The organism is Microbacterium sp. H37-C3 (assembly GCF_027157935.1).
Lineage (GTDB): Bacteria > Actinomycetota > Actinomycetes > Actinomycetales > Microbacteriaceae > Microbacterium > Microbacterium plantarum.
This window is the reverse complement of the sequence record NZ_JAPVLR010000003.1, coordinates 382,869-399,954: the sequence shown is the minus strand read 5'-3', so window position 1 is coordinate 399,954 and position 17,086 is coordinate 382,869. Positions and strand designations below refer to the sequence as shown.

Here is a 17,086-nt window from a genome sequence, read left to right as displayed (position 1 = left end):
GTAGGGTGACGCCATGACGATCCCCGAGAACGGCTATCCCCGCGCGGCCGCGGTCTCGCCCCGCGTGCACGTCGTCGAGCACACCGATTCGACCAACGCCCACCTGCGTCGCGACGTCGAGGCCGACCCCGATGCCCACCCGCACCTCTCGGTGCTCCTGACGACCGACCAGCGCGCCGGCCGCGGCCGGCTCGATCGCAGCTGGACCACCCCCGCGGGCACCGCGCTCGCGATCTCGGTGCTCCTGCGCGTGGGCGCTGTGCCGGTGCACTCGCGCGGCTGGATCCCGCTTGTCGCCGGTCTCGCGATGAGCGACGCCGTCTCCGCGCAACTGCACGGACGGCAGGTCGGTGTGAAATGGCCCAACGACGTCCTCGTCGACGGGCGGAAGATCAGCGGCATCCTCGCCGAGGTCCTGCCGGGCGAGGCCGGCGACGTGATCCTGGGTGCCGGGGTCAACACCACGATGGCCGAGGTCGACCTGCCGGTCGCCACGGCGACCTCCTTCGCCGTGCTGGGGGTGGAGGTCGACGAGGACCGACTGCTCGCGGACTACCTCACGGGCCTGCGCGACCACATCGCCCACCTCGCGGTGAGCGGTGCCGACGACGCCCTCCGGGAGCGGGTCGCCGCGGCGTGCGTCACGATCGGCGAGGACGTCGTCGTCTCGCTGCCCGGTGGCGAGACGCTGACGGGGACGGCGGAGCGCCTCGATGAGGACGGGCGCCTGGTCGTGCGGACGGGCGCTGTCGAGAGCGTCGTCGGAGCCGGCGACGTCGTGCATGTCCGCGGAGTCGGCTGAGGCCTCGCGGCATCCGGGCGTGCCGCCGAGGCGTTGTCGCACCCGCGGGCCATGATGGTGCTGTGACACAGCCAGCAGCCTCGTTCGGTCGCCCCGTCGCGCCCGCGCTCGGTGCCGCGGCCCCCGAGCTTCGTGTCGCGCGGTTGCGCCCGCACGCCGGGCCGCTCCTCTTGCCGGCGCTGCTGCTCATCGTCATCGCGGGTGTCACGGGGTACTTCACCGGGAACGTGCCCGACCCCTTCACCAACGTGATGCTGTGGTCGGCCGCGGGGCTGGTGGTCGTGCTCCTCGTCGTGCTGCCGTACCTGCGCTGGCTCGCGCATTCGTACACGATCACGACCCGTCGGGTCATCGAGACCTCGGGACTCATCGTCCGTCGCCGGTCGGAGCTCAGCCATATCCGTGGTTACGGCATCGACGAGTCGCGCGGCCCGATCCAGCGCCTGAACGGGACGGGAACGCTGACGCTCTCGAACGGCGTCGACCCCGCCATGCGGCTGCGGAGCATCCCGGCCGTCGCCCTCGTCCACGAGGTGCTGGCAGACCAGGTCGAGGTGAGCCAGATTCTGGCGCATCGCGACTCGCACAGCATGCCGATCATCGGCTCCGACGCCTGAGCATGATCGCGCCCGCTCGCGCGTGCGACCCCGTCTTTGTGTGCGGGATGATGGATGCGAACCCGGAGGAGGCGCCATGTCGTTGCGAGTAGGAATCGTCGGCGGAGGGCAGCTGGCCCGCATGATGATCGCGCCGGCCGTCGAGCTGGGACTCGATGTGCGCGTCCTGGCCGAGGAGCCGGGCATGTCTGCAGCCATCGCGGCGACCGCGACGGGCGACTACCGCGACCTCGAAACGGTCCGGGCCTTCGCTCGCGACGTCGATGTCATCACCTTCGATCACGAGCACGTTCCGCAGGAGGTGCTCCGGGCGCTCGTCGATGACGGCGTCGCCGTGCACCCCGGTCCCGACGCTCTCTTCTATGCACAGGACAAGCTGCGCATGCGCGCGAGGCTCGCCGAGCTCGGGATGCCGCAGCCTGAGTGGGCCGCGATCTCCGATGCCACCGGCCTGCAAGCCTTCCTCGACGACAACGGCGGGCGCGCGGTCGTGAAGACGCCGCGCGGTGGATACGACGGCAAAGGCGTTCGTGTCGTCCGTTCCGCAGACGACGCCGCTGACTGGCTCGACGCCCTCCAGCCGGGGGGACAGCTGCTCGTCGAGGAGCTCGTCGAGTTCACGCGCGAACTCGCGCAGCAGGTGGCGCGGCGGCCCTCCGGGGCGTGGCGTTCGTACCCCGTGGTCGAGACCGTGCAGCGCGACGGGGTGTGCGCGGAGGTCATCGCCCCGGCTCCGCGGGCGGGTCAGCGCCTGATCGAGGTCGCCGAGAACATCGGGGTCGCGATCGCGGAAGGGCTGGGTGTCACCGGCATGCTCGCGGTGGAACTCTTCGAGACGGCCGATGACCGCCTCCTCGTGAACGAGCTCGCGATGCGCCCGCACAACAGCGGCCACTGGAGTCAGGACGGCGCCGTGACCGGACAGTTCGAGCAGCATCTCCGCGCAGTGCTCGATCTGCCCCTCGGCGACACGGCTCCACGAGCGCCGTGGTCGGTCATGATCAACATCCTGGGCGGTCCCGTCTCCGACTCGCTCGCCGCGCGCATCCCCGCCGCTCTCGAAGCCCACCCGGGTGCGAAGGTCCACACCTACGGCAAGGCCCCGCGGCCCGGGCGCAAGGTCGGACACGTCAACCTGTCGGGCGACGACCTCGACGCCGTCGTCGGCGACGCCCGCGTGGTGGCGGCGAACTTCGACGACTGAGCCCTCGGGGGTACCGCGCCGTTCCGGGGATTCCACAGGTGGCCCGCCTAACCTGGGTCGGTGACATCCTCGCCGCTGCATTCGTCGGACGCTCCGCTCGTCGGAGTCGTCATGGGTTCGGACTCCGATTGGCGCGTCATGAGCGACGCATCGCAGGCGCTCACCGACCTCGGTGTCGCGCACGAGGTCGAAGTCGTCTCGGCCCACCGCACCCCCGACAAGCTGCTCCGCTACGGTCGCGAGGCACGCGGGCGAGGGCTGCGCGTCATCGTCGCCGGCGCGGGGGGAGCGGCGCACCTCCCGGGCATGCTCGCGTCGCTGACGCCGCTGCCGGTCGTCGGCGTGCCGGTGCAGCTCGCGACCCTCGACGGACTCGACTCGCTGCTGAGCATCGTCCAGATGCCCGGCGGCATCCCCGTGGCCACCGTGTCGATCAACGGCGCGAAGAACGCCGGCCTCCTCGCTGCGCGCATCATCGGCGCGGGCGACGCTGAGCTCGCCGATCGGCTGGAGGAGTACGCCCGCAGCCTCGAGCAGCAGGTCGAGGAGAAGAACCTCCGACTCAAGGAATCCCTGTGACCGTCACCGCTCCGCCGCGCAACTCCGCACGGCCGCGACGCGGAAGCCTTATCGAGGAGCGGCCGCTGCGGCATCCCGACACTACCTCGCCCGAGGTCATGGGTCGTCGCGGGTGGTGGCTGGTCGTGCTCAACTTCCTCCTGCCCGGCTCTGCCCAGGTGCTCGCCGGGAATCGCCGACTGGGGCGTTTCGGTCTCGCCGCAACGATCACGATGTGGGTCATCGCGCTCCTGACCGTGCTGACCGGTCTGCTGTGGCGCCCGCTGCTGCTCTCGCTCGCCACCAACTGGTTCGTCCTGCTGATCGTCCAGGTGGTCATCGCGTTCTACGCGGTGCTGTGGATCGTGCTGACGGTCGACACGTTGCGTTTGGTGAAGCTCGTGCGCGCGGGCACGGTGGCCCGCATCGGCGTCCCGCTCCTGGCCATTCTGCTCGCCGTCGCGTCGACGTCGGCCGCCGCGTGGACGTTCGACCGCGTGAACTCCGTTCGCGAGACGCTCAGCACCGTGTTCGGTGCGAGTGGGCCGAGCGTTCCGCCGTCGGACGGCTACTACAACGTCCTCCTGCTCGGTGCCGACAGTGGTGAAGGCCGCGACTCCATGCGCTTCGACTCGATCTCCGTCGTGTCCGTGAACGCGGAGACCGGGGCGACCACGATCACCGGTGTCCCGCGCGACATGGGGCACTTCCCGTTCGCTCCGGGGCCGATGAAGGATCTGTATCCCGACGTCCACGAGGGACGCGTCGACCCGAACTGCGGGTGGAGCAGCGGCATCAACCAGCTGCAGACCGAGGTGGAGATCTGCCGCGACGGCAACGCCCTGTATCCGGACGCACATGACGACGGATCGTCGCCGGGGGTGGAGGCGACGAAGGACGCCGTCGAAGGCATCCTCGGAATCACGATTCCCTACTACGTCTTCATCGACATGAAGGGCTTCGCCGACCTCGTCGACGCGCTCGGCGGTGTCGACATCAACGTCGTCGAGCGCCTGCCCAAGGGTGGCGGGCCCCAGTACGAGGGGCAGCCGGCCGACGACTGGGCCGAGGGATGGATCGAGGCGGGCCAGCAGCACATGGACGGTGACACCGCCCAGTGGTATGCCCGGTCGCGCTACACGACGAGCGACTTCGACCGGATGCGTCGCCAGCGCGAGCTGCAGCAGGCGATCCTCGCGCAGATGACACCGCAGAACGTGCTCGACCGGTTCACCGAGATCGCGGATGCCGGGCAGGTGCTCGTCCAGACCGACATCCCCGCCGATCTGCTGCCGTTCCTCGCCGATATCGCGATGAAGGCCAAGGAACAGCCGGTCACCACGATCGAGCTCACGCCCGAGAACGGTATCGAGGAGGCCGACCCGGATTGGGCTCTCGTCCGGCAGATGGTGCAGGACGCGCTCCATCCGCAGACCCCGACCCCCGCGCCGGAGGGCTGAGCGATGACCACGGTTCTGCGGGTCGTGCTCGACCAGCTGGTCGATGTCGTCGACGCCGATTCCGCCGAGGCGTCCCTAGAAGTGGCGCGCGCGCTGGTCGCGACGGCGCCGGCGCGATGCGAGGTCGCTGCGGTCGTCCCCTCGGACGCCGCGGATGCGGCTGCTGGGGTCGGCGGCCTGGCCCAGACCGTCCGAGCCCCGTTCCCGCGGACCGGCCTGCTGGCCTCCTGGCCGATGGGAATCTCGGGAGGCGTCGCGGGAGGGCTGCTGCATGCGCCGACCCTGCTCGCGCCGCTCGTCAAGCACGATCGGGCTCATGACAACGAGCAGACCGTTGTCACGCTGTGGGACCTCGCGGTCTGGGACACGCCCGCACTGTTCCCCCGCGCGACGGTGCTTGCGCACCGCGCGCTGCTCAAGCGCGCCGAGAAGCACGCGGACGCCGTCATCGTTCCGGCGCATGCCACTGCGCATCGCCTCGCGGAGATCGCCCCCAAGCTCAGCGGCCGGATCCGCGTCATCCCCGGGGCCGCGCCCGCCGACTTCCGCGTTCCGACCGACGCCGTCGGGCGGCGGCGCGAGCTCGGCGTGCCCGACCGGGTCGCCGTCGTCGCGGGCGGCACCGAAGAACAGCTGCGGGCCGTGCTGGCCTCCATCGCCGGGGAGCAGACTTCCAGCATCGTCGTGTTCGACGAGCCGGCCGACGTCGCGAGCGCCATCGCCGAGTCCGGGATCGACCGCGGCCGGGTCATCGTGCCCGGCCGGCTGGATGCTGCCGACCGCGCTGCCGTGCTCGACGCGGCCGTCCTGCTGATCGCGCTCTCGGACGGATCGGGGTTCCCCTGGCGGGCCGTGGAGGCGATGGTGCTCGGGGTGCCCGTCGTGGCCTGCGACTCGCCCGTGCATCGCGAGGTGCTGCTCGACGGTGCGCGCATAGCGCCGTTCGACGAACTGCGGGATGCGGCGGGGGAGGTGCTCTCGTCGCCGGACGAACTGCACCGGTGGGCCGTGCGCGCCGCCGATCGTGGCCGCGCGTTCTCGTGGCGCGATCACGCCGAGCGGGTGTGGGCCCTCCACGCCGAGCTGTGAGCCGTTGTCGTCGGTTCCTTCCTCCTATGGTGGACATATGCCCGCACGCGTAGGAGTCGTCATCCGCACGGCCGATCGGCCCGAGTTCCTCGCCCGGGCGCTCGCCGATGTCGCCGCCCAGACCCTCGGCGACCGGCGGATCATCGTGGTCAACGACGGCAGTGATCGGTCCGCCGTCGACGCCGTGGTCGGGGCATCGGCCGTCGCCGATACGGTGACGGTGCTCGACTCCCGCGCCCCGGGCGGTCGATGCGCCGCAGCGAATACAGGCGTCGATGCTCTCGACACCGAGTTCGTCGTCATCCACGACGATGACGACCTCTGGGCGCCGGAGTTCCTCGAGCGCACAGTCGCCTTCCTCGACGACCATCCGAACGACTCGGGGGTCGGGGTCGCGACGGCCATCGTGTACGAGGAGAAGCGCGCCGGACGCTGGGTCGAGACGGGGCGCGTTCCGTTCTGGGCGGACCTGACGGCGTTGCGATTCATCGACCTGCTCGAGGTCAACCGGGCGGTTCCGATCTCGCTGCTCTACCGTCGCGCGTTGCACGAGCAGGTTGGTCTCTACGACGAGTCGCTCGAAGCCGTCGAGGACTGGGAGTTCTATCTCCGCGTCCTCGCCGTCGGGACGCTCGGCTTCATCGGGGGAGCGCCGCTAGCCTTCTGGACGCAACGTCCGAGCGCGTCGGGTGCCGAGGGAAACAGCATGTTCGCGCTGGAACATCTGCACGACCGCGACGACATGGTCGTTCGCGATCGCGAGCTCCGCGCGTGGGTGACCGACAACGGCGCGGGGCTGCCGCTCTACTTGGGCGCCATGGAGCGGCGCATCGTCGCTGAGGTGCGGAGCGAGGTCGAGTCGTTGCGGCGCGAACTGCGGGATCAGCGGGCTGTCATCCGCACCGAGATCGATGCGCACCAGCCGATCTGGTCGCGGCTACGTCGCCTGCGCCGCCGGATGTCGCGCTGAGTGCCGCCGTAACGGACGGATGACGAAACGGCGTGGATGCCGTCTGAATCAGGCGATGGCCGCAGAATGAATGCGTGACTTCTCCCCGCGCGCGCAGAACAACGTCATTGGCGACCGCCACGAGCGTCCGCCTCTTCGGAGGCCTCGTGGTCGGGATGCTGGCTTTGAGTGCCTGCGCCACGCCCGTCGGTGGCGCAATGACGCCGACGCCGACTGCAACGCTCGAGAGCCCGACGCCCGAGCCGACCCCGACTCCGGATGACGCCGCGACCCCCGACGTGCCCATGCCGACCGAAACGGTCGAGGTGGACACCCCCTACAACGGTGAGGTCCTCATCATCACCGCCGAGCAGCGGGGCGCGGCCCTCGAGGTGACGGCGATGGTCCCAGGCGTCAGCGAGGATGACGGAACCTGCACGCTCCGCGTCGACGGCGTCGATGTGGCTTCGATCACCAGCACAGCCGGTAACGGCGTCACGTACTGCGGCCTCATGTCGGCCGACGTCGCGTCCGACTCCGCGGCGACGCGGTTCGATGTTCAGTACGAGTCCTCGTCGACGCGGGCGCGTTCCGCCGACTCGAGCGTCGAGTCGAGCCAGTGAGCGCGCGCCGCAGTATCCGCTCGTCCGTCGCGGTTCTCGCGGCATGGGTGTGCGCCGTCGCCCTGCTCGTCGCAGCACCGGTGGCACTGTCGTCGTCGATCGCTCCGGCACCGGCAGCCGCGGCCGCATCCGGCGCGGACTTCAACCCGGGCAACATCATCAGCGACGCCGCGTTCTACGACTCGAACGCGATGGGTTCGCCTGAGATCCAGGCGTTCATGGAGCGCCAGGTGCGGTCCTGTTCGTCGGGTTACACGTGTCTCAAGGACTACCGCCAGAACACCGACACCCGTCCGGCCGATCGCTACTGCAACGGGTACGAGGGGCGTGGTAACGAGAGCGCATCGACGATCATCGATCGCGTCGCCCGTTCGTGCGGCATCAGCCAGAAGGTCATCCTGGTGCTGCTCGAGAAGGAGCAGTCGCTTGTGACGTCGACCGCGCCCTCCGCCAGAGATTACGCGGCGGCTACCGGGCAGGGCTGCCCCGACACGGCTCCGTGCGATTCCGCGACGCTGGGCTTCTTCTACCAGGTGTACTACGCGGCCCGGCAGTACAAGATCTACAAGGCTTTCCCGCGGGACTTCGGCTACCAGGCCGGCCGCTGGAACAACATCCTGTACCACCCGTACAACAACTGCGGTACCCAGCGCGTCTACATCGAGAACCAGGCGACGGCCGGTCTCTACATCTACACGCCCTACGTGCCCAATCAGGCCGCGCTCAACAACATGTACGGCGAGGGCGACACCTGCTCCTCGTACGGAAACCGCAACTTCTGGCGGCTCTACACCGACTGGTTCGGGTCGACGCAGGCCGATCTCGACCGGGCGCCGTTCGGGGGTTACAACCTCGTCGTCGAGCGAGGGCTGTTCACCGTCCAGGGGTGGGCGCTCGATCCCGACGAGCCCTCGACGCAGCTCACCATCTCGCTGAAGGTCGACGGAAAAGACGACTGGGCGCGATTCACCGCGAACTCGTACCGACCGGACGTGGGAGCCGTCCATGCCGGCTATGGCAATCATCATGGAATGGACTCCTCGTTCGAGATCGAGGGAGGGTCGCACGAAGTCTGCGTGATCGCTCGCAACGTGGGGCGGGGTGTCGATACGACGTTCGGGTGCACGACAATCGACGTCGTCACGGCTTCGCCTTACGGTGGTTCGTCGCTGGAAGTCCAGCCGGGCGGAGTGCACATCACCGGGTGGACCCTCGATACAGACACGAAGGACAGTCTCGCTGTGCATGTCTGGGTAGATGACAAGCCGTCCGCGTACATCGCGAACGCGTATCGCCCTGATATCCCCGCGGTGTTCCCCGGCTGGTCAGATCGCCATGGCATCGACATCAAGATGCCCGTATCGGCCGGACGCCACAACATCTGCGTCTATGCCATCAACGTCGGACGAGGTTCGAACAAGCTGCTCGAGTGCTACAACGTCGATATCCCGTCGGGTAGCCCATTCGGTTCGCTGGATTCGGTAGTCGCGGTGCCTGGCGGTCTGCAGGTGCGCGGTTGGGCTATCGACCCGAACACGAAGGAGTCGATCGCTGTGCACGCCTGGCGCGGAAGCAGTGTGAACGCGCTTCGTGCGTCGAAGGCGCGGCCGGACGTCGCGATCGCATACCCCGATTTCGGCGAGGCGCACGGGTTCGATGATTTCATCGCCGCGCCAGCGGGCGACGCTCAGGTGTGCGCCTACGGCATCAACGTCGGGTGGGGCGACAACTCTCTTCTCTCCTGCAAGACGGCGACGGTCATGACCGGCAGCCCCTTCGGCGGCATCGACACGACGGTCGTCGGAACTGACGTCCGGTTGCGGGGGTGGACGATCGATCCTGACACCACCTCTCCGATCGATGTCCACGTGTACGTGGACGGCGGGGCATTCGCCACCAAAGCCAATGTTTCGCGTCCCGATGTGGGGCGGGTCTACCCCGGATACGGTTCTGCGCACGGCATCGACACGACGTTCTCTCTGTCGGAGGGCACCCATCGCCTCTGTGCGTATGGGATCAACGTCGGCACCGGTACCAACGCTCTCCTCGGCTGCTCGGACGTCACGATGCCTCGGGTGACGCCTTTCGGAGGCACCGACGCCACGGTGGACGGTCGTTCGGTCATCCTCCGTGGATGGACGATCGACCCGGATACCGTCAACCCGATTCAGGTTCACGTCTATGCGAACGGCAGCCCTGCCGCCGTCGTGACGGCGAATGCCTACCGCCCGGATGTGGGCGCCGCGTACCCCGGGTTCGGCAACAATCACGGCATCGAGACTCGACTCTCTCTACCCGCGGGGAAACACCAGATCTGTTCGTACGGAATCAACGTCGGGCTCGGTTCCGCAAACACGTTGTTGGGATGCCAGAACGTGACCGTCCGATGAGATCGTCTCAGTAGACGGTCGTCACCCACATGGCGAGCGCCGCCGACAGAGCGACACCTGCCGTACCGCCGAAGATCGACAGTGCAGTCTTCTCGTTCATGCGAACGGAGACCGGTACCAGCGTGGCGATGCCTGCGAGCGCGGGGATGAGCAGCGGGATCCAGTAACGCCCCTGTACGCCGTCTGCCGTCGCCGCGCCGACCACCGTGAACGTCATGTATAAGGTCGCGATGATGGCGCAGACGGTCACGAGCGCGACGCCGGCGAAGAGGGCGCCGACGACGCGACGGTCGGGCTCGCCGCAGAACATGGCGAGCGTGAGGGCGGCGATCAAGATGATCGTGATGGGCGCGGGGGCGAAGACGGTATTGGTGCCCATCATCGTGAGCGTGCCTTCGATCCAGGACGACCCGTACTGGATCACGGTTCGTCCGACCATCGCGATCGCGTCGAACGGGTCACTCAGCATGCCCGCCAGTTGTGCGCGCTGATCGACGCGATCTGCATCCGGAATCTGAAAGCGAATAGCGCCTGCTATGTCGGACGCGCGAGACGATACGAATGCCCCAATGCCGGCGAGCAGCAGGAATGAGGCTACGCGCAGAGTCAACGCGAGGCGGCGCTTGGCGCTGACCGCCGCGGATGGTACGGCGAAGAGGAGGGGCAGAAGCAGGATGTACGTGGGCTTCGTAAGGACCACGAGAAGGCCCGCGAGCACCACAGCTGCCGCGAGGCCGGGCGCTCGGGCGGTGAGTGCTCGTGAGCGGAGTATGAGCGCGGTGAAGAGCAGGGCTGCGGCGTTCGAGAAGGTGTCGGCACTGATCACGCTCGCTTGGAAGACGCTGAGCGGCGAAAGCGCGACCAGCCCGACGAGCCACTTCCAGCGAGAGCGGGCCAGGATTAGCAGCGAGGCCGCTACAGCAAGCACATAGACCATGGCGTTGACGAGCTTCCCGGCGAGGACGATCCCGCCGACGTCCGCGCCCAGTGCGGTGGCAGCGCGCATGCCGATAGCGGAGGGCAGGTAGGGCACGAAGCTCGAGGCGCTGGCGTTGGTGAACTCTTCCACACGCGTCGGCGTCGCCGGGTCGAGTTCAACGTGACCGAGTCGGTCGTAGGACGGCGCGAGTGCGATGTCGTGACGCTCCCATGGCTCGCCGGTACCGCGTCCCGCGTTGGCGGCGTCCGTCCCCGCGATGACGTAGTCGATCAACGGCACCGGTATTGTGCCGCCGTACTGGGTCTGAGGAGAGATCGTCTCGGGTTCCAGCACGCCACGAGATACCTGCCACGCACGGTAGCTGTGGTGTTCTTCGTCGAGTCCGAATCCGGCGGGAACCGTAAGCGTGAACGCCAGGCAGAAGACGACAGCCAAACCGACGAAGGTCGAGAGGAATCCCCATTCGCCCTTCGTCATCGAAGTGATCCCGGATCGCGCATCTCCCGGCGACGGCTGAAGCGGGGATGAACCCCGGAGATTGCTCGTCATGACGTCGGATCAGTCCTCAGCTCAATTTCGTAGACATGGTGGGTCGCGCCAGACCACTGGATTTCGCCGATACTGCGAAGACAGCTGTCTTGCAGCGGTGCAGAGGAGACGATATGTCGCAGCCCTTCCATCCGGGTCGCGACGGCGCAGGGAGACGCGTTGATGACGACGACATCCGGGAACGGTTGGGTCATGGCGATCTCATCCGAGCCGTTCCAGCTGAACGTGACGTGGAGACCGCCGCGGTTCCACAGATCCTCGTACTGTCCTTCAGGATCGAGCTTTCTCCAGGCGGCGGTGTCCGGACCGATCTGCTGCCGTGTGCTGAGCGATGGAGTGCCGGTCGCAAGCATGAGGGCGTCGACATGCCGTGAATCCGAGGCCCAGTACTGGTCGTCGCGGACCGCTTCCTCACCCCAGTCGAGGAAGGAGGTCGCGGCCGGACTGCTTCTCAGGTCGCCGAGACCGATCAGGATGGGCTGAGCAGTCACCGTGATCGAGCTCGCTGCCGCGACTGCGATCATCAGTGACCACCATCGCTCTGGCCAACGCAGGAGGACGGCGACCACTGCTCCCGTCGCGGCGGCGCTGCCCCAGATCATCAGCGCCGTCATCCCGGGCAGGGGGCCTTGCTGCAGAACAGAACCCGCGTAACCAGCGAGGACGGCTGATGCGACGCCCGCCCCCAGAGGCAGCCCCCACGATGCGCGCTCCTGTCGGCGCGACATCATGAGCCCGAAGCACAGGATCGCGATGTATCCGAGCCCTTGAGCCGCGCGATGAGGCGGCACTCTGTTCGCTAGCGGAATATGGCCGCCCAACGATCCCCAGTCGAATGTGCACCACAACAACCAGGCCCCGAGGCACACGAGCACGCAGATGGTCGCCGCGCGATGGCTGCCGGGGCCGAATGAGACTCGGGTGATGACGAGCGCGAGAACCGCCACGACGAGAACGTTGAACGCCGTGACCAGTTCGGGCTGACTGACAAACGACTGCCGACTCAGCGGTTCGAGCCACCCCAGCGTCGTGGCGCCGAACAGCGTTCCGACATCGACGGCGCTCCCCGTGCTCTGCCGATCTCCCGGGTAGACGGTGCTGAGCCCAGCCGCGATCGCCGCGCGGTTCTCCCAGAACAGCAGGCCGGTCCACATCCCGCCGCTGATGAGGGTGCTGGCGATGGAGATGATGCGCGCTCTCCGTGTGCTTGCTTCGGTGAGCAGCACTGCCGCCGTCGCGATGACCAGAGGCAAGCCCACCACGATCGCGAGCGGCTGATAGTAGGACGGCAGCCGTGCGAGGAGCGCTCCCGCGACGATGAACGCGAGAGCGGCGCGCACGAACCTCCGCCCGCGAATATGCGACGAACCGACAAGCACTAATGCGCAGCCGGCCGCGACGAATCCGATGGTGTTGATGGGCCTTCCCGACCACCAACTGGTCGCGGGCGCGACGAACATGAGTGCAGCTGCCGTGAAGCCCCACCTCGACGACCCGGTGACGATCCGGAACCACACGGGCAACCCCAGAAACAGCAACAGCGAAGGAAGCCACCACTTGGCGGCGAAGAGCACGTTGTCGGGTACCACTCCCGAAAGACCGAGGATGGTGCCGTCGAGGAAGACGACGCTCGATGCCGGGCCGGCAGGTAGCTGCGCAAAGAAGTCATTGGAGACGCTCAGGGGCGTCGGGTCCTCCGCGCCGCCCCTGGCCATCTGTCCGAGCCAGATGGGGGATTCTGTCCAGAATTCATCGGAGCGCATGTCCTGAGAGGCGCCGATCTGCACGCCCATCGGGTTCTGCGGGTCGGCTCGCAGGTAGTCGATCCCGATGCTCGAGGTGGTGATCCCCGCCAGGCTGAAAATCAGATAGGCGATGACCGGGACAGCAAGCCCGATGACGGAGGGCCTGGTGCGGAGATAAGTCAGCACCCGGCCGAGGCGCGACCGATGTGCCGCCCGTTCCCGTGTCGTCGTCACGGCGCGGAGTGCGAGAGGTAGTTCAGCCGGCTGAACTCGCGGCGGGATTTGAGGACGCCGTCGAGGATCAATCCGATAGTCCAGGACAGGAAAGCAACGACCATCACCCCGACCGCCAATACGGCAGTCGGGAATCGGGGAACAAGTCCTGTCGAGAAGAACTCGACGATGAGCGGGAGGCCCAGGACGAGTGCAACGATCGACAAGAGCGTCCCGACAAACCCGTAGAAGAAGAGCGGGCGCTCGTGACGCGCGAGACCGATGATCAGCGAGAGGATGCGGAAACCATCGTGATAGGTGCGTAGCTTGCTCTCACTACCGGCGGCTCGGTCTTGGAACCCGACCGGATATTCCGCCTGCGGGACGCGCAAGCTCATCGCGTGAACGGTGAGCTCGGTCTCGATTTCGAACTCGCGTGAGAGAGCGGGAAAACTTTTCACGAAGCGGCGGGAGAAAACTCGATAACCACTCAGCATGTCGCTCACGGAGGAGCCGAACACTCGGCTCACGAGCAGGTTGAAGCCACGATTTCCGAGCTCATGACCGGGACGGTATGCCGTGCTTTCGACAGCTCGCCTGACACCCAGGACGTGATCGAGTGGCCCTTCGCGCAGGGTGTCGATCATGCCGGGTAGGTCTTCGACGGCGTAGGTGTCGTCACCGTCGATGAGGACGTAGATGTCGGCGTCGACATCCGCGAACGCCCGCCGGACAACGTTGCCCTTGCCCCGGGAGGTTTCGCGACGGACGATCGCTCCTGCTTCGCGAGCCACGTCCGCGGTGCGGTCGGTGCTCATGTTGTCGTACACGTAGACATCCATCGCGGGGATGGTCTTCCGCAGATCGCGGACGACCTGTCCGATCGACAGCTCCTCGTTGTAGCACGGGACGATCGCGGCGATCGACTGGCCTTCGGGTGACCTCAAGACTGCTCCTTAAAATCTGAGCGGGCGCCCGTGGGCATGCCACCGCAACGGTACCATGGAGCGGTTGTGCCGACCGAGGCCTGGGGAGAGTGCATGCAGTTGTCAACGGGAGCGATCAGTACTCTGAAACGCGGCGGTGCTTTCCTGGTCGTCGGTGGGCTGGCCTTCGTTGTGGATGCCGCCGTCTTCAACGTTCTGGTGTACGGGTTCGATGGGCGCGGCCCCATGCTCGACCTGCCCTTAGCCGCGAAACTCACCGCGATCATCGTGGCGACGGTGGTCACTTACATCGGCAATCGATATTGGACATTTGGCTCGCGCAGTATCTCGCGCCGACTATCCCGTTATCTCGTTTTCGCGTTGCTCAATGTCATCGCGATGGGTCTCCAGCTGGGCACGCTCGCTTTTTCGCGCTACGTTCTCGGGCTCGATGGGATCGTCGCCGACAACGTTTCCGGGACGATAATCGGGCAGATCCTTGCGACAGCGTTCCGGTACTTCACCTATGACCGATGGGTCTTCCGCGACGAGGATGCGGAAACGCGCCGCGTCACCGATTCGGCTGCGTGACGACGCCGAGGTAGTCCTGCAGTGCTGCGAAGTGATCCCGCGCCGTCGCTCCCGCCCGGTCGATTTTCGAGGTGTCGAGAACGCTGTTCTCCGGACGAGGCGACACAGCTGTGGTCGCGTTCTCGAAGTACTGTGCCGTACTGACTGGCTGGACGCGCCCGGGGTCATGCCCGAGTGCCTGGAAGATCTCTGCCGCAAGCCGATGCCAGCTTGCTTCGGCGCCGTTCCCGGTCACGTTGTGGACACCGTAGGCCGCGCCGCTCTCAAGGAGGTGCCGTATCGCCCGCGCGATGTCGTCCGTGAACGTCAGGCGTCCAATCTGGTCGTCGACGACCTTCGGATCGATGCCGCGCTCGGCGAGTGACGCCATCGTGCGAACGAAGTTGTTGCCGTCGCCGATCACCCAGCTGGTGCGCACGATGTAGTGACGCGGCACGACGGACACGACGGCATCCCCGGCGGCCTTCGTCTGTCCGTAGACGCCCAGCGGCGAGACCGGATCGTCCTCGGTGTAGGCGCCGTCCTTCGTTCCATCGAACACGTAGTCGCTCGAGACATGGACGAGCGTGATGCCGTTCGCTGTGGCGATTCGCGCCAGCGCGGCGACCGCCGTGACGTTGGCCGACCAGGCGTCGACGCGCCCCTCGGGGGTCTCGGCGAGATCGACCTTCGTGTATGCGGCCGCGTTGATGATCGTGCCGTAGTCGCGCCACCGGCGCGCGGAGGCCAGGTCGGGCGACGTCAGGTCGAGCTCGTCCCGGCCCGCGTACTCGATCCACGGATGATCGCCGAACTCGGCCCGCAGCGCCCGGCCGAGCTGCCCGTTCGCGCCCGTTACCAGAATGCGCTTCGGCGGCATCGGAACCACCTCTGAGAGACGCGGGTGGTTCTTGTCTTTCTCGCTGATCTCGACTTCGTCGAGGGGGATCGGCCACTCGATCGCTGCGGTCTCGTCAGCGAGATTGAGGAACGTGTAGGTCGCATCGGGCGACCAGTGGTCGTTCACGAGATACGTGTAGGCGGTGTCGGGCTCGAGGGTCTGATACGAGTTGCCGACGCCGCGCGGGACGAAGATCGCGCGCGAGGGATCGAGTTCGGTCGTGTAGACGGCGCCGAAGGTCGGCCCCTCGCGAAGGTCGACCCAGGCGCCGAAAATGCGGCCCGTGGCGACGGAGACGTACTTATCCCAGGGTTCGGCGTGGATGCCGCGGGTCGTGCCGACCGCGTCGTTGAACGAGATGTTGTTCTGCACCGGGCCGAAATCGGGCAGGTCGATGCCCGTCGCGGTCATCTTCTCTCGCTGCCAGTTCTCCTTGAACCAGCCGCGTGAGTCGCCGTGCACCGGGAGGTCGAGGACGACGAGCCCCGGGATGGGGGTCTCGGTGACCGTGAGCGCCTTACCGAACTCGATGGCCACGGGTCACTGACCCTTCGAGGCGTAGAAGGCTTCGACGCCGTCCTTCGCGGGCGCCCACCAGTCCTCGTTGTCGCGGTACCAATCGATGGTGGCCTTCAAGCCGGCCTCGAAGTCCTGGTAGCGGGGCGTCCAGCCGAGCTCGGTGCGGAGCTTCGTGGAGTCGATCGCATAACGCATGTCGTGCCCGGGGCGGTCGGTCACGTGGTCGTACGCGTCGGTCGGGTTGCCGGTGAGAGCGAGGATGAGTTCGACCACGGTCTTGTTGTCCTTCTCACCGTCGGCACCGATGAGGTACGTCTCGCCGATGACGCCCTTGTCGAGGATTGTCAGCACGGCCGAGGAATGGTCGTCGGCGTGGATCCAGTCGCGGACGTTCTCTCCCTTGCCGTAGAGCTTGGGACGGATGCCGCGCAGCACGTTGGTGATCTGGCGGGGAATGAACTTCTCGACGTGCTGGTACGGCCCGTAGTTGTTCGAGCAGTTGCTGATGGTCGCCTTCACCCCGAATGAACGGACCCAGGCGCGCACGAGCAGGTCGGAACCGGCCTTGGTCGACGAATAAGGCGACGACGGGTTGTAGGGGGTGTTCTCGGTGAACCGCGCCGGGTCGTCGAGCTCGAGGTCGCCGTACACCTCGTCGGTGGAGATGTGGTGGAACCGCTTGTCGTGGTTCCGCGCGGCCTCGAGCAGGGTGTAGGTGCCGACGATGTTCGTGTCGAGGAACGGGCGGGGGTCGTGGAGGGAGTTGTCGTTGTGCGACTCGGCCGCGTAATGCACGACGGCGTCGACCTGGCCGAACAGCTCGTCCACGAGCGCGGCGTCGGCGATGTCGCCCTGCACCAGGCGCACCCGGTCCTCGGGCAAACCCGCAAGCGATGCGGCATTGCCGGCGTAGGTGAGCTTGTCGAGCACGATCACCGAGTGGTCGGTGTTGCCGATGACGTGGTGAACGAAATTCGAACCGATGAACCCGGCGCCGCCGGTCACAAGAAGGGTGGACACGCTCCCCAGGC

Annotated in this window: 15 protein-coding genes; 10 read left to right on the top strand and 5 right to left on the bottom strand. The window is 67.0% G+C overall.

The annotated features are described in order from the left end of the window. Positions 1–13 precede the first annotated feature (13 nt). The 9 genes from O1W71_RS10925 (at position 14) to O1W71_RS10885 (ending at position 9,692) form a co-directional block, all read left to right on the top strand. Positions 14–802, top strand: a complete 789-nt coding sequence (locus O1W71_RS10925; RefSeq protein WP_269267866.1) for a biotin--[acetyl-CoA-carboxylase] ligase — start codon at positions 14–16, stop codon at positions 800–802. Positions 803–864: 62 nt separating this feature from the next. Next, on the top strand, positions 865–1,419 hold the full coding sequence (locus tag O1W71_RS10920; protein ID WP_269267865.1) for a PH domain-containing protein: 555 nt from the start codon (positions 865–867) through the stop codon (positions 1,417–1,419). A 76-nt stretch (positions 1,420–1,495) separates the two neighbouring features. Further along, a complete protein-coding gene (locus tag O1W71_RS10915) occupies positions 1,496–2,623 on the top strand; it encodes a 5-(carboxyamino)imidazole ribonucleotide synthase (protein WP_269267864.1) in 1,128 nt (375 codons plus the stop codon). Between the two features lie 111 nt (positions 2,624–2,734). Then, positions 2,735–3,202, top strand: coding sequence for a 5-(carboxyamino)imidazole ribonucleotide mutase (gene purE / locus O1W71_RS10910; protein WP_269268041.1), 468 nt, complete (start codon positions 2,735–2,737; stop codon positions 3,200–3,202). Further along, the gene (locus O1W71_RS10905) at positions 3,199–4,641 is read left to right on the top strand and encodes an LCP family protein (RefSeq protein ID WP_269267863.1); all 1,443 of its coding nucleotides are present in this window, start codon (positions 3,199–3,201) and stop codon (positions 4,639–4,641) included. Before purE ends, O1W71_RS10905 begins: the two co-directional genes overlap by 4 nt. A gap of 3 nt (positions 4,642–4,644) precedes the next feature. Further along, positions 4,645–5,730, top strand: coding sequence for a glycosyltransferase (locus O1W71_RS10900; protein WP_269267862.1), 1,086 nt, complete (start codon positions 4,645–4,647; stop codon positions 5,728–5,730). Positions 5,731–5,767: 37 nt separating this feature from the next. After that, positions 5,768–6,700, top strand: coding sequence for a glycosyltransferase family 2 protein (locus O1W71_RS10895; protein ID WP_269267861.1), 933 nt, complete (start codon positions 5,768–5,770; stop codon positions 6,698–6,700). A 74-nt stretch (positions 6,701–6,774) separates the two neighbouring features. Beyond that, complete coding sequence (locus O1W71_RS10890; RefSeq protein ID WP_269267860.1) at positions 6,775–7,302, top strand: hypothetical protein; 528 nt, start codon at positions 6,775–6,777, stop codon at positions 7,300–7,302. Continuing rightward, positions 7,299–9,692 carry a hypothetical protein gene (locus O1W71_RS10885; protein WP_269267859.1) on the top strand — a complete coding sequence of 798 codons (2,394 nt, stop codon included), beginning with the start codon at positions 7,299–7,301 and terminating at the stop codon, positions 9,690–9,692. Before O1W71_RS10890 ends, O1W71_RS10885 begins: the two co-directional genes overlap by 4 nt. 7 nt (positions 9,693–9,699) lie before the next feature. Here O1W71_RS10885 and O1W71_RS10880 read toward each other — a convergent pair whose 3' ends face one another. From O1W71_RS10880 to O1W71_RS10870, 3 genes are all read right to left on the bottom strand, one after another. Then, on the bottom strand, positions 9,700–11,109 hold the full coding sequence (locus O1W71_RS10880) for a DUF2142 domain-containing protein (RefSeq protein WP_269267858.1): 1,410 nt from the start codon (positions 11,107–11,109) through the stop codon (positions 9,700–9,702). A gap of 68 nt (positions 11,110–11,177) precedes the next feature. Continuing rightward, a complete protein-coding gene (locus O1W71_RS10875; protein WP_269267857.1) occupies positions 11,178–13,160 on the bottom strand; it encodes a DUF7657 domain-containing protein in 1,983 nt (660 codons plus the stop codon). Next, the gene (locus O1W71_RS10870) at positions 13,157–14,086 is read right to left on the bottom strand and encodes a glycosyltransferase (protein WP_269267856.1); all 930 of its coding nucleotides are present in this window, start codon (positions 14,084–14,086) and stop codon (positions 13,157–13,159) included. The genes O1W71_RS10875 and O1W71_RS10870 overlap by 4 nt, the downstream gene beginning before the upstream one ends. 66 nt (positions 14,087–14,152) lie before the next feature. Here O1W71_RS10870 and O1W71_RS10865 point away from each other — a divergent pair, with 66 nt between their 5' ends. Beyond that, positions 14,153–14,656: a GtrA family protein gene (locus O1W71_RS10865; protein ID WP_269267855.1), complete on the top strand. Its 504-nt coding sequence runs from the start codon at positions 14,153–14,155 to the stop codon at positions 14,654–14,656. Here the strand turns inward: O1W71_RS10865 and rfbD are convergent. Both rfbD and rfbB read right to left on the bottom strand, forming a co-directional pair. Continuing rightward, positions 14,637–16,073: a dTDP-4-dehydrorhamnose reductase gene (gene rfbD / locus O1W71_RS10860; RefSeq protein ID WP_269267854.1), complete on the bottom strand. Its 1,437-nt coding sequence runs from the start codon at positions 16,071–16,073 to the stop codon at positions 14,637–14,639. The two genes, O1W71_RS10865 and rfbD, sit on opposite strands and share 20 nt — an antisense overlap. A gap of 3 nt (positions 16,074–16,076) precedes the next feature. Further along, positions 16,077–17,075: a dTDP-glucose 4,6-dehydratase gene (rfbB, locus tag O1W71_RS10855; RefSeq protein ID WP_269267853.1), complete on the bottom strand. Its 999-nt coding sequence runs from the start codon at positions 17,073–17,075 to the stop codon at positions 16,077–16,079. Positions 17,076–17,086 lie beyond the last annotated feature (11 nt).